General features: G+C 47.5%; 7 protein-coding genes and 1 pseudogene. 1 reads left to right on the forward strand and 7 read right to left on the reverse strand.

Annotation, left to right across the window (positions count from 1 at the left end; genetic code table 11):
- Positions 1-18: 18 nt before the first annotated feature.
- From leuS to GJV44_RS02005, 3 genes are all read right to left on the reverse strand, one after another.
- Positions 19-2,613 carry a leucine--tRNA ligase gene (gene leuS, locus GJV44_RS01995; protein ID WP_226806868.1) on the reverse strand — a complete coding sequence of 865 codons (2,595 nt, stop codon included), beginning with the start codon at positions 2,611-2,613 and terminating at the stop codon, positions 19-21.
- 615 nt (positions 2,614-3,228) lie between these two features.
- Positions 3,229-4,026 (reverse strand): 4-hydroxy-tetrahydrodipicolinate reductase, encoded by a 798-nt coding sequence (gene dapB / locus GJV44_RS02000; RefSeq protein ID WP_226806869.1) that lies wholly within the window; start codon positions 4,024-4,026, stop codon positions 3,229-3,231.
- A gap of 268 nt (positions 4,027-4,294) precedes the next feature.
- Positions 4,295-4,852, reverse strand: a complete 558-nt coding sequence (locus tag GJV44_RS02005) for an outer membrane protein assembly factor BamE (protein ID WP_226806820.1) — start codon at positions 4,850-4,852, stop codon at positions 4,295-4,297.
- A gap of 153 nt (positions 4,853-5,005) precedes the next feature.
- Between GJV44_RS02005 and fur the strand changes: the two genes are divergently transcribed.
- A complete protein-coding gene (gene fur, locus GJV44_RS02010) occupies positions 5,006-5,434 on the forward strand; it encodes a ferric iron uptake transcriptional regulator (protein ID WP_226806870.1) in 429 nt (142 codons plus the stop codon).
- Between the two features lie 1,110 nt (positions 5,435-6,544).
- Here fur and gap read toward each other — a convergent pair.
- From gap to GJV44_RS02030, 4 genes and pseudogenes are all read right to left on the reverse strand, one after another.
- Positions 6,545-7,555, reverse strand: a complete 1,011-nt coding sequence (gene gap / locus GJV44_RS02015) for a type I glyceraldehyde-3-phosphate dehydrogenase (RefSeq protein ID WP_226806821.1) — start codon at positions 7,553-7,555, stop codon at positions 6,545-6,547.
- An 83-nt stretch (positions 7,556-7,638) separates the two neighbouring features.
- Positions 7,639-9,672: a transketolase gene (tkt, locus tag GJV44_RS02020; protein WP_226806822.1), complete on the reverse strand. Its 2,034-nt coding sequence runs from the start codon at positions 9,670-9,672 to the stop codon at positions 7,639-7,641.
- A gap of 577 nt (positions 9,673-10,249) precedes the next feature.
- Positions 10,250-10,716, reverse strand: a pseudogene (locus tag GJV44_RS02025) (barstar family protein).
- An 807-nt stretch (positions 10,717-11,523) separates the two neighbouring features.
- Positions 11,524-13,851, reverse strand: a complete 2,328-nt coding sequence (locus GJV44_RS02030) for an NADP-dependent malic enzyme (RefSeq protein WP_226806871.1) — start codon at positions 13,849-13,851, stop codon at positions 11,524-11,526.
- Positions 13,852-13,892: the final 41 nt, after the last annotated feature.

Here is a 13,892-nt window from a genome sequence, read left to right on the forward strand (position 1 = left end):
ATTTGCTGATGTAGGCCATTAAATGACCACATTTACAAGTCGTCCTGGCACGATCACTACTTTCTTTGGTGCTTTTCCTTCTCCGAACTTGCCCAATACTTCATGGGTGAGCGCTGCCAGCTCGATAGTTTTTTGTGGAGTATCATTAGTCACTTTTAGTATGCCGCGTACCTTACCATTAATCTGTAACAGAAGTTCGACTTCACTTTGCTCTAGGGCCTGTTCGTTCACTGTTGGCCATGACGCGTCTAGCAGCGTACCAAATTGCATTGCGTAACCAAGTTCTTGCCACAATATAAAGGTGATATGCGGTACCACCGGGTATAGCACACGCAGCAATATACTATATCCCTCGCACAGAACAGCAGTACTAACATCTTGGGCCGATTCTAATGCGTTAAGCATTTTCATGGCCGCCGATACGACCGTGTTGTACTGAAGCCGCTGATAGTCAAAGTCAGCCTGCTTGAGCGCCAAGTAAATCTCTCGGCGTAGCGCTTTGCTCGCATCTTGTAGTGTCGTGATATCCAGTGCTGGCTGCATTGCAAGCGTTTTTCGATGCGTATAGCCGAATATCCACAACCGTCGCAAGAAGCGACGGGCACCTTCGACGCCAGCACTAGACCATTCTAGTGATTGTTCCGGTGGGGCTGCAAATATTGTGAATAGTCTCGCGGTATCAGCGCCATACGAATCGATTAGATCTTGTGGATCAACGCCATTATTCCTTGATTTTGACATTTTTCCGATGCCACCAATTGTAACTAACTGGCCATCGGCTTGCAACACAGCTCTAACAGGACGTCCTTTATCGGGACATGACAATATCACGTCAGAGGAATTAAACCATATCCTCTTACCAGCTGCGTTCTCACGATAGTACATCTGGTCGAGCACCATACCCTGTGTGACCAGATTAATCGCTGGCTCAGAAAAGTTAGTGAGTCCAAGATCACGCATTACCTTAGCCCAGAAGCGTGAATACAGTAGGTGTAAAATCGCATGCTCAATGCCGCCGATATACTGATCTACTGGCATCCAATAGTTAGTACGGGCGTCCACCATCGTTGGTGCATCTGGACAAGGATACCGCGAAAAATACCAAGCAGAATCGACAAATGTGTCCATTGTGTCAGTTTCGCGCTTCGCATCGGCACTGCAGCGTGGGCAGATACAGCGCATAAACGCCTCGGACTTGGCTAGCGGATTTCCGCTGCCATTCGGTACCAAATCCTCGGGTAGCAGCACTGGCAAGTCCTGTTCCGGCACCGGCACATCGCCACAGTTCGGACAATGGATAATCGGAATCGGTGTGCCCCAATAGCGCTGGCGAGAAATTCCCCAGTCGTGCAGCCTATATGTAACCTGCTTGCCACCGAGTCCTTTCGCAGAAAGTTCTGCCGCGATCACCTCAACTGCTTGCCTGTAGTGCAAGCCATTATACTTTCCACTATTCACGCAAACGCCGGTATCTTTGTTACCGTACCAGTCTTGCCACACTTCGGTTGAATACACCCCTTCTTGCGCTGAGACTACCTGCTTGATCGGCAGGTTGTATTTCCTCGCAAAGATAAAATCAGACTCATCATGGGCTGGAACACCCATAACCGCGCCTTCGCCATAGCTCATCAATACGTAGTTACTGATCCATACCTCAATGTCATCACCGGTCAGCGGATGCTGCACAAAGAAGCGGGTAGGCACCCCCCTCTTCTCCATCGTCGCCATATCCGCTTCTGCTACCCCGCCACACCTACACTCACTGATAAACGCCTGCAACGTAGGTTGGTTCCTCGCTAGCCTGGCAGCGAGCGGGTGCTCGGCGGCGATAGCGGTAAACGTGACGCCCATGATTGTGTCTACGCGAGTCGTAAACACGCTCAGAAACTGCTGTTGTCCATCAATTTCATAAGGGAAACTAAACCGTACACCATCGCTCTTACCAATCCACTTGCGCTGCATTACTTTCACGCGCTCGGGCCACTCTAGCGTATCTAAGTCCTGCAGTAACTGCTCTGCGTAGTCTGTGATCCGCAAGTAGTACATCGGGACTTCACGCTTCTGAATTGGGGCGCCAGAACGCCATCCGCGCCCGTTGATAACTTGCTCGTTAGCTAGAACAGTCTGATCAACCGAATCCCAGTTTACGATTCCCGTCTTCTTATACGCAATTCCCTTGTCGAGCATTTTTAGGAACAACCACTGGTTCCACCTGTAGTAGTTCGGCTTACATGTCGCTATTTCGCATGACCAATCGATTGCTAACCCTATTGCCTGCATCTGCCTCTTCATGTAGGCAATATTTTTATATGTCCATGTAGCCGGTGGTACACCGTCGGCAATTGCCGCGTTTTCCGCTGGCATCCCAAACGCATCCCAGCCCATCGGCATTAACACGTTATACCCATTCATACGTCGATGACGATACAGAACGTCATTGATTGTGTAGTTGCGAACGTGCCCCATATGCAGCTTACCAGAAGGGTATGGCAACATTGATACACAATAGAACTTCTTCTTATCTGTGTGATCGTCATGCCGATAGACATCGTTGTCCCGCCATTCTTGCTGCGCGGCGGATTCGACATTGGCGGCAGCATATTTATCTTGCATAATGGTCATTGAGAACAATCAGTCTTCGGCATATTATATAAAGGCGTGTTACAGTCTTGCTTGTGTTGCGTAAAATTTACAAGAAACGTGTATTATAGCGCCTATAAAGCTGCTGACAGGGCGGGCTGTCATATATCAAACACAATAGCATCACAAGCTCATATGTATCAGCCTAGCTTGCGATCACTTATCGCGCTGTGGAAAACGGATTATAATGGGTCGTATGATAGATAGTAGAAAAACTAAAATATAAGCGGGCAAGCTCTATCAACGCAGTTGATAGCTGTACCGTATAAATCTATTAGTATTGAAAATGTGTAAGAAGCTGGCGTTAGTTTGTACTCTCATATAGGCACGTCGATCATTCACGAATCGTTATAGATATTCTTGATCTATTCGCATAGAATAACTCAGCATTTTGAGTGTAATAAAAGCAAGAATTGCCAACCACTAGGATGAATAACCAAGCAAGATTATTCAACTAGATCCAGCGGACAGTGCTGAACAGCCCGACAAATAGCGCATGTACTAATGAATAGCACATGTACTAATCTAATGCATACGATGTCAGTACATGACTAAATTCAAGGCTGCAATGCTAATGTCCGGAACTAGCTAGTGCAAATTCAAAACATCCCACATATCGTACAACCCCGCGGACTGGCTAGCTAAGAAACGGGCAGCCTGTACCGCACCCTGAGCATACGCAAGCCGGCTTGCTGACTTATGCGTGATTTCGATCCGCTCGCCGGTTCCGGCAAACATCACTGTGTGGTCACCATCGATATCTCCGCCGCGAATAGTTGAAAATCCAATCGTCGACGAGTCACGCTCACCGGTTACACCATGCCGTCCGTACAAAGCACAAGATGCTAAATCACGACCTAATGCCTTCGCGATCACCTCCCCCATTTTTAGCGCTGTTCCGGACGGAGCATCAACTTTATGCCGGTGGTGCGCCTCGATGATCTCAATATCATAGCCGGTAGCGAAATAGGTAGAAGCTATTTGAAGTAGCTTTAATGTCACGTTCACGCCCATGCTCATGTTCGGTGCAAACACTATCCCGAGCGTCTGCGCGGCGGAAGTTAACTGAGCCTTCTGTGATTTAGAAAAACCCGTTGTGCCAATGACCATACGAGTTCCATGCCGACGCGCAATCCCAAGATACTCAAGCGTACCATCGGGCCTCGTGAAATCAATCAGCACGTCTGCATGCGTGAGGACGCGCTCTACGTCATCAGTGATAACGATACCAGTCTTCCGCCCAGCGAATACGCCAGCATCTTGCCCCAGCACCGCAGCATCTGTACGCTCCAACACGCCAGTCAGAATAACTTCTGACGTATTCAGTACTGTTTTAATCAGCATCTGACCCATGCGGCCCGATGCCCCTGTAATAGCAATTTTCATCATTTACATACTCCTTATGCACCACCCGGTGCTCCTAGCACTGCGCTATTTCTGCAGGTCTGCAGTATTAACTAGACTAGTCTAGATTGACAGATCCGGCAACGGTGGAATATCTGTCGTCCGAAGCAAATGCCCCCTAAGAGGGGGGGTTTAACTGTGCAGTACGCCGATACTACAACTTTAGATGTACAGGGGAGCACCCTGTACTTAGGGGCTGTAAATTCGATACCCGATCAGTCACATGGTTACCACGGTTGCAGCTTCCGTATTAGTAGCTTGGATTAGTGTTACTGATGTTACTCGTTACAACTATACTGTGTTTTAGCTCCTGTGCTATCAGCATATTCGACGTTGCTTTTGACGACAACGCATCAGCGAAATCAGCTTTAGACGGCGCCTTCTTCAAATATACGCAGTGGCCACCATCAATTGCAGCGATTAACTGCTGCTCGGATGGAAGGCATTCTGCTCCTGTCCAGCTCACTACGTGCTGGCCAGCGAAATGTACCACTAGATCTTGAGGCTGAACAATAGCAGTCAATCCACGCTTAAAATAGAACATATAATCCCAGCGGTCGGCATGGAATATGCCAGCGAGGAGTGGTGTGCCTAGCACGCTACGCACTTCGTCTCGGGACATTCCGATTCGTAACCTTGATGCAGCCTCAGCCGATACAAAGTTACCTTGCATAGCCACAATCTGATATGGAGTAATCGAACGCACGACGCGTTTCATCCAACCGTCATATGTCGTACATGCGCTGAGCGAAGCTACAGCGGCAAGAATAACGAAGCGGGTTATTACTAAAAAAAATGTTCTACGCATACGCGATTTTTAAAACAACATTTAGCCCATTTTACCAATAAAACGCATCTGAGGTTTTGATTGATTTTAGCTCAGGAATACGCTTACGCCGACCGGAAGCCTCAAAACCTATTATTATGAGAATTTCGCATTCTACTCTAGGGATACCTAGTGATGACTAATCCCGCTAATCTTAAGAATATTGGGCTCAAAGTAACCTTGCCTCGCCTAAAAATTCTAGAAATTTTTCAACGCAATGCTGTTCGACATTTGACGGCAGAAGATGTATACCGTAAATTACTCAATGAAGAATTAGATATTGGTCTAGCAACTGTTTATCGAGTGTTAACACAGTTCGAACAGGCTGGCTTGCTTACACGAAGCAACTTCGAATCTAACAAAGCGGTATTCGAACTCAACGAAGGTACGCACCACGACCATCTAGTCTGCCTAGACTGCGGCCGGGTTGAAGAATTCTACGACCTCGAGATCGAGTACCGCCAGCAATTAATCGTTAAAGAAAGGGGATTCAAGCTGCAGGAACATGCTCTCGCAATGTACGGCTCTTGCATAAAAGAATACTGTCCATATCGCAAGCTATAAAAAGCGCAGCGATATAATAGAGCGAAAGCCTAATTGCTTTTTTGTACTAGCTCACTACGATAGTAATCGTGCTCTAGTCTCATATAGAAACACTACGCCAAACGAACTGTACTATACACTGCAGCAAGTATATTACTTGCAATATGAGCTACCGGCTCGCTGAGATTAATTCTTGTTCGCTAAACAATAGAAGCTGCATTCTACTAGCGATAGGCTATTCCAGATAAGCTGACAAGTAAATGTGCAATAGAATTCTCATGTTGATGAAGAGTATATAATTTTAAAAAAATTTCGATAATAACTTCTAGTTATTTCTATAGAGAAAAACGAAAAACTAATGTAATGTATAGACATGAAGATAACAAGAAAACTATACTAATCCAGAAATTTTTCTCTTAGTTATATAGAATATTTTTCCGATAGCAGTAGAAAATTTAGATACGAACAAACGATACGTATGCTTAATTTTATTAGGATATTGACCTAAGCCCTAACAGATTTTGGATATATTAGCTTAATGAAACACGCAACATCTATTTAGATCACATGAAACGTCGTAAATAAGATTTATCTTCTATATTTATTTCATCTAACTAATACAGTGTTTCTTAGGAAAGATTAAGATCTATGTTGTCAACGTATTGCTTATATCTTGTAATAATTTAGGATGCGGGATACGAAATATCTATCAACCACGGAGATCGTGCTTTCAGGAATTAAGTACTGTCTATTTTTCATAGACTAGATTAAATAATCCCTCACCCATTAAAATGGGCTACATCCTAGTTATTATAATACGAGTACTCTTATCAGAGTACTCGGGAGAGAAGTGTAGCCCCCCCGTCAATTGGATGAGACAATGTTTTCAAGTAAATTAAGAGCGGTAACGCTTTAGTCAGTAGCTCTTCAGAAGAGCAAAGTAGAGTACGGAACTTGATGAAAACCCGCAGCTTATATCTGAAGATGCTTTCTCTACATCAAGCAGAGAACCGACCTTACGAATTGGCTCTTTTCTTTCCTTTAGGGAACCTCTAAATTCAATAAGAATAATATACTTGTATAACTCATATGAATGACTTTTCTACAGCGCCTAAGACATTCTTAGGCGCGTTACTTCGCGTTAGCTAGTGCTACTGTCGTATCGAGCATCCGATTTGAGAAGCCCCATTCATTATCGTACCAGCTTGATACTTTCACGAGACGGCCTAACACCTTTGTCAGGGTTGCATCGAATATCGAAGACGCTGGGTTGTGATTGAAGTCAATCGATACAAGTGGTGTGTCGCTATAAGCAAGGATGCCCTGGAGCGCGCTTTCCGATGCCTTTTTTAGAATCTTGTTCACTTCATCTACGCTTGTATCGCGCGACGCGATAAACGATAGATCAACGATTGACACGTTGATCATTGGCACGCGCACTGCGTAGCCATCTAGCTTACCATCCAGCTCTGGTAGTACTGTTCCGACAGCCGCTGCTGCGCCCGTTTTAGTCGGGATCATGCTGTGCGTAGCTGAGCGTGCGCGTCGTAGATCTTCATGATATACATCGGTTAGCACTTGATCATTCGTATATGCATGAATCGTCGTCATTAGGCCGCTTTCGACACCAATTTTTTCGTGCAGCGGCTTAACTAGCGGCACAAGGCAGTTTGTTGTACATGAGGCGTTTGAGATGACTGTATCAGTTGCTTTTAGCACTTGGTGATTCACACCATAGACAATTGTCGCGTCCACGTCTTTTCCACTCGGTGCCGAGATCACAACTTTTTTTGCGCCCCCTGATAGGTGCGCGCTTGCCCGTTCCTTTGATGTGAAGGAACCGCTACACTCAAGTACGATATCTACATCGAGATCACTCCAGGGAAGCTCAGCTGGGTTACGGTTCCCGAGAACATAAATCTTATCGCCATTGACGGTCATGTAGTGATCGTCAACCGAGACAGTGCCTGGGAACTTGCCATGTACAGTATCATACTGGGTAAGATGCGCATTGGTCTTAGCATTACTAAGATCGTTGATTGCAACGATCTTGATGTCATGCTTTTTTCCGTCTTCATAATGAGCGCGCAGTGTATTGCGACCAATACGGCCATAACCGTTGATTGCGACGCGAATCGTCATATTTACCTCCTAATTAGTGAATCGCTACACTCCTGTCTATATGTGTAATGCGCAGTTCGGCCGGCATAACACACACTCTCAGCTTAATCCAGTACCAACTTAACAGTTTTGATAACGTTATCTACTGTAAGGCCAAAGTATTTAAACAAAACACTCGCTGGCGCCGATTCTCCAAACGTATCAATCCCGATAATACCGCCTTCGATTCCTACATATTTATACCAGAATGCTGTAACGCCGGCCTCAATTGCCACACGCGGCACGCCGCGTGGCAAGACAAACTCATACCATTCAGCATTCTGTCGATCAAATACTGTGGTCGACGGCATCGATATGACGCGGGCGTTGACCCCTATGTGCGAAAGCGGCTTGATGGCATTTAGTGCAAGCTCAACTTCGGAGCCCGTCGCAATAAGGATCACCTTACGGGCCGGGATATCATTATTCCAGTCGCACAGCACATACCCGCCACGAGCGATATCTGCAATCTGCGCGTCGGTCCGGGATGAGAACGCTAGCTTTTGTCGACTGAAAATCAACGATGATGGCCCATAACGCTCAATTGCCTGCGTCCAGGCTACTGCAGTCTCGACCGAGTCGGCTGGACGCCACACATCCATATCAGGAATCAAGCGCAGGCTCGATACTTGTTCGATTGACTGATGCGTTGGACCATCCTCGCCAAGCCCGATGGAATCGTGCGTAAATACGAAGATTGAGCGAGTCTTCATCAGTGCAGCCATCCGCAATGCATTGCGGCTGTAGTCCGAGAAGGTTAGGAATGTGCCGCCAAACGGTAAGTAGCCGCCGTGCAGCGCAATTCCGTTGAGCGCGGCGCTCATACCGAATTCTCGCACCCCGTAATTAATATAATTTCCCCATTGTAAGGCCTGGGAGCCGATTTCACGTCCAGCGCGTACCGGATTACTGGCCTTCCAGTTGGTCAAATTTGAACTTGTAAGGTCGGCTGAACCACCCAGCAGCTCCGGCAATGCTGCAGCCAGTTCTTCAATTGTCTGTTGCGATGCCTGGCGAGAAGCAACTGTTTCAGCACGATTATTGGCGGCAGAAATTAGGCGATGCGCAGAATCAACCCAATGCGCTGGCAGCTGGCCAGCGATACGACGCTTAAACTCAGCTGCTTGCCGAGGATACTTTTCGCGATATACAGTAAAATCCTCACTCCACTCGTGTTCAGCCCGTATGCCGGTTTTCTTCGCATCCCATAGTGTATAAATATTCTGTGGGATCATAAAAGGCTCGGCGTTCCAGCCGATAGCCGCGCGTGTCACCGCAACCTCCGACTCGCCTAGTGGCGAGCCGTGCACATTATGACTGCCAGCTTTATTTGGCGCTCCTCTTCCGATGATAGTATGGCAGCAAATTAACGTCGGCTTATTTAATTTCTTCGCGGCTCGGATTGCTGCATCGACTGCATCTACATTATGGCCATCAACCGCGCGGATCACATTCCATCCATAAGCCTCGAAACGCTTCGGGGTATCGTCAACACACCAATGCTTTACATCTCCGTCAATCGAAATACCGTTATCATCATATAATACGATTAGCTTCGATAATCCCAGTGTGCCAGCTAGCGAACATGCCTCATGCGATACCCCCTCCATCAGACAGCCGTCGCCAACAAACACATATGTATAGTGGTCAACAATCTTTGCATCTGGCTGATTAAATTCAGCTGCTAGCAGCGCTTCGGCCAGCGCCATACCTACTGCGTTTGCCAATCCCTGACCTAACGGTCCGGTAGTCGTCTCGACACCTGATGTGATGCCAGCTTCTGGATGGCCAGGTGTTCTCGAATTCAGTTGACGGAAACGCTTCAACTCGTCTATTGGCAGATCATAGCCGCTCAGATGAAGCAACGCATACAGCAGAATCGACCCATGTCCATTAGACAGAACAAAGCGATCCCTATCAGCCCAATTCGGATTAGCTGGATTGTGCCGCAAATGGCGCGTCCACAGCGCCACAGCAATTTCTGCCATTCCCATTGGCATTCCGGGATGACCAGAATTAGCTTGCTGAACGGCGTCCATAGTCAACGCACGGATTGCGTTAGCCATCATAGTAGTCTGGGTATTGGGCGGGGTTGTCATGTTAGATCTAGACTCAGGAATAGCAGGACCGCGACTCGCGACTCGCCGCGGTCCTGCCAGCGAATGAATGATTGCATGCGGGCGCACTCGCGAGAAAACAAACTATTCTAACAGATAGGTCCCGCTGCTGTTTGACGTATTGTGCTATGTCGCGAACTCGCATAGGGATCTGAAGTCTACTAATACAAACCGCGGAAAGCGGCACTATTCTTCTCTATCCAAGAAATCCGGTTGATTGATATTGCAATTAGTATCATCCTACACAACATCGATTGTCTGAATGCAGATGCTAGCGTTACATTGCTATGTGCATTATATACATATAATGCCGTTTCCTTTCTAGCTCGCCGATCTTGAAACTCAAGACGCTTATTAGCATAGCTAGCATAATACTGCTGGCGATTGCACTGTAGGTAATTTGGCCTCCGTCCTCGCATACTGCACGTGAAAAAGCTTACAGACATGAGTGCGCTTGTGCAGCACCGCTGCAAGCGCACTCATGTCTGTAAGCAGTGAGGAATAAGAGTCGGGGTAGATCACATCATGTCCCGCTATGCACGAATGGACTCAACCTGTGTCAAGAAAACGAGTAGAACACGCGGAAGTTCACTTTCTTCTCGGACCAGAATTCAGCTGCCTCGCGAAACACATCCAGCAGGGTTTCGCGAGACTCCTTGTCAAACTTTTGTGTCGCTGGTAAACCCTCGAGCACGATCACAAAACCAGGTTGTTCCCCTACCTTATATATGACGTCTGTTAGGCAATTATATAAAGCATCGTAGTTCTTACCGAAGTGCTTCGGGAAAAGAAACGACGTCGAGATTGTCTCGAGGACTTCCGTCTTTGTCTGCGCGACCGTGCAATTTGCATATAGGAAATGGTGACCCAGCCGGGCCGCTTCGTCAGCCAACTCCGGCACGCGGAACGCACGGATCGATTGCACGATGTTCGAGCGAACCGTCTTGAAAAAGCTCATGTTTTCCTCATTGGACAGCAGCGCGCCGATACGGCGCTGCTCACGTTTGGCGCGCTGCTAAGCCGCAGTACACGCTAAAACAGCCTGCCGTCGTTCAGAGCGAACTTGCTCGCAATCCTGATTCCTTGTAGATAAGTGTTGTCGCTTATAATCATGTTCATTCCACAATTTATTTGAAAACGCGCATAGTTTCTAGTGTGATAGTAGCACTACCGGTATCGTGCAGCGCTCTCGTCTGCAGAGGATTCTTAGTACTTTGCGATAACGCGCATGCATCTACGTATCGATTTGAACGTGAATTAATTTTTACCGGGTAGATCGGCAACGAATACTTTATCAAGCTTGATGCTAATAAGTACATCTGATAGCAGCGAGTATGGCATCTAACAAGATGGAAACCAAGCAAGTCATGCTAGGGACAGTAACATTTACCGTAGGCATGTCATAACAAAGACACCCGCTAATTATGTACTTAGCGTCGAGCAAGAGACACGCATGCGCCTCTTAAAAGTGCAAGGTTATCCCGCATCACCTTAATAATCAATGATGTTTTAGATTCTAACGTTACTTAAATAGTTATTGAGTAATCTATATTTCGAGGATTTCTGTGGTCATCGGAAGTTTGCTTGCGTCCGGAACATTTCCTTTACAGGATCCGTATGCGGGAGTCGAACGTTTAAAAAAATGCGCAACAGCGTGTTTCGACCACTAATGTCAGGCCGCGGCAGGTCGAATGAGAGTATGGGAGGTGTTAGTGACACCCCCCCTAAAAAATATCGACGACGAAGTCTCTTATTTATAAGATGCACTTTTTTGTATCCGCGTACGGTGTATGTATCTTATGTGCCACACGTCGTGCAGTGATAGCCAAGCTATTACTTTCTATTCCGGATATCGCCCCCCGATTCCTTGGAGCTTGCCGCTGCATCGGCTACCAGCAGCGCAGTCATATTCACGATGCGTCGTACGGTTGCTGACTCAGTTAGCACATGCACGGGCTTTGCGGCACCTAGCAAAATCGGTCCGATTGCGATGTTATTACCCGCCGCGGTCTTAAGTAGGTTGTACGAAATATTAGCTGCGTCAATATTTGGCAGAATCAAAAGGTTGGCGTTACCCTCCAACGTTTCCCCCGGCAGCTCGAAATTACGCCGATTCGCGTCAAGTGCTACATCGCCGTGCATTTCACCATCTATCTGAAGTTGCGGCGCGTATTTCCGCAGTAACGCAAGCGTGTCGCGCATTTTCTTAGCGCTTGGCGCGTTGCTAGAACCGAAATTAGAGTGGGATAATAGGGCAATCTTCGGTTTGATACCAAAGCGACGTACCTCGTCCGCAGCCATTAATGTAATCTCAGTGAGTTCCTCGGGTGTTGGGTCGACATTTACGTGCGTGTCAACTAGGAACATTTGCCGGTTTGGCAAGATTAGGCAGTTCATCGCGGCGTAAACCGAACAGCCGGCACGTTTTCCAATAATTTGATCAATGAAGTGTAAATGCCGATGTGTTGTCGAAATGGTCCCACAGATCATCCCGTCAGCTTCGCCTTTAAGTACTAGCATTGAACCGATGAGCGTAGTTCGTCGACGCATCTCAACTTTCGCCAGCTGCTGCGTGATGCCTTTGCGCGCCATCATCTTAAAATAAGTCTGCCAGAAATCGCGATACCGCTCATCATGATCAGTATTAACCATCGTAAAATCTTGCCCCACCACGAGTCGTAACCCGTAACGCGCAATTCGCTGCTCGATTACAGCCGGTCGTCCGATCAGGATAGGCTTAGCTAACTGCTCGTCGACCACGATTTGTACCGCTCTCAGGATACGTTCCTCCTCGCCTTCGGCAAATACGATGCGTTTCTTATCTGCATTAATGCTGCGGGCGATTTGGAAGACCGGCTTCATCGTGGTGCCGCTGTGATATACGAATTGCTGCAGATGCTGCCTGTAAGCGCCCATATCCTCAATTGGTCGCATCGCAACGCCACAATCCATTGCAGCTTGAGCAACTGCTGATGCAACCTTCACGATTAGACGTGGATCAAATGGCTTTGGAATCAAGTACTTAGGACCAAATGTCAGGTCCTGAATCCCGTATGCTGTGGCTACGATGTCGCTTTGCTCCTGGCGAGCTAGTTCGGCAATTGCGTTGACCGCAGCAATTTCCATCTCTTTCGTGATTGTCGTCGCACCGACATCAAGCGCTCCGCGAAAAATAAATGGAAAACATAAGACGTTATTAACCTGGTTTGGGTAATCAGTTCGGCCAGTCGCTAGGATAGCATCCGGACGTACCTGGAGCGCAACCTCCGGCAGGATTTCAGGTGTCGGGTTAGCCAGTGCTAAAATAAGCGGCTGGTTCGCCATGTGTTTGACCATATCCGGCTTTAGCACACCGCCGGCGGACAAACCGAGAAAAATATCTACACCACTAATCACATCAAATAGCGTACGTGCATCCGTGGCCTGCGTGAATAGAGCCTTATCTGGATCCATCAGTTCCCTGCGACCCTCGTAGACTACGCCAGCTAAGTCCGTGACAAATACGTTCTCGCGCTTCAATCCCATGTCAAGAAGCAGATTCAGACATGCTAATGCCGCGGCCCCCGCGCCAGAGGTAACTACCCTTACCTCGTTGAGCGACTTTCCGACGACTTTCAGTCCATTACTCACCGCTGCGGCAACTACAATTGCAGTGCCGTGTTGATCGTCGTGGAATATCGGAATCTTCATTCGCTTTCGGCACTCGCGCTCGATCATAAAACAGTCTGGTGCCTTGATATCTTCCAGGTTAATAGCACCGAAAGTGGGCTCCAGCGCGGCAATCACCTGAATAAGCTTTTGCGGGTCTTTCTCGTTTAGTTCAATATCGAATACATCGATTCCAGCAAACTTCTTAAATAGAACGGCCTTACCTTCCATGACCGGTTTAGCCGCAAGCGGTCCGATATCACCTAGGCCTAGTACGGCTGTGCCATTCGAAACCACGCCCACTAAATTACTGCGCGCAGTAAAGCGTGCTGCATTGAGAGGATTGGCTACAATTTCCTCGCATGCCGCCGCTACACCTGGTGAATAGGCCAGCGCAAGATCGCGCTGATTCATCATTTGCTTAGTAGGTGCGATAGCAATCTTCCCCGGAGTTGGGAATTCGTGATACTCAAGCGCATCTTCGCGCAGTTTGCTGTTGGATGGTGTCGACATAATGGTCTGGCAGAGCGGATTAGAATGCATGTTTGAGCTGC

The organism is Candidatus Vallotiella adelgis, from assembly GCF_020541305.1.
GTDB classification, from domain to species: Bacteria; Pseudomonadota; Gammaproteobacteria; order Burkholderiales; family Burkholderiaceae; genus Mycetohabitans; species Mycetohabitans adelgis.

Excerpts from the sequence above, each read along its gene's own strand:
- dapB (WP_226806869.1), bottom strand. The coding sequence starts at position 4,026 with ATGAAAATTGCTATTACAGGGGCATCGGGCCGCATGGGTCAGATGCTG.
- tkt (WP_226806822.1), bottom strand. The coding sequence starts at position 9,672 with ATGACAACCCCGCCCAATACCCAGACTACTATGATGGCTAACGCAATC.
- GJV44_RS02005 (WP_226806820.1), bottom strand. The coding sequence starts at position 4,852 with ATGCGTAGAACATTTTTTTTAGTAATAACCCGCTTCGTTATTCTTGCC.
- fur (WP_226806870.1), top strand. The coding sequence starts at position 5,006 with ATGACTAATCCCGCTAATCTTAAGAATATTGGGCTCAAAGTAACCTTG.
- GJV44_RS02030 (WP_226806871.1), bottom strand. The coding sequence starts at position 13,851 with ATGTCGACACCATCCAACAGCAAACTGCGCGAAGATGCGCTTGAGTAT.
- gap (WP_226806821.1), bottom strand. The coding sequence starts at position 7,555 with ATGACGATTCGCGTCGCAATCAACGGTTATGGCCGTATTGGTCGCAAT.
- leuS (WP_226806868.1), bottom strand. The coding sequence starts at position 2,613 with ATGCAAGATAAATATGCTGCCGCCAATGTCGAATCCGCCGCGCAGCAA.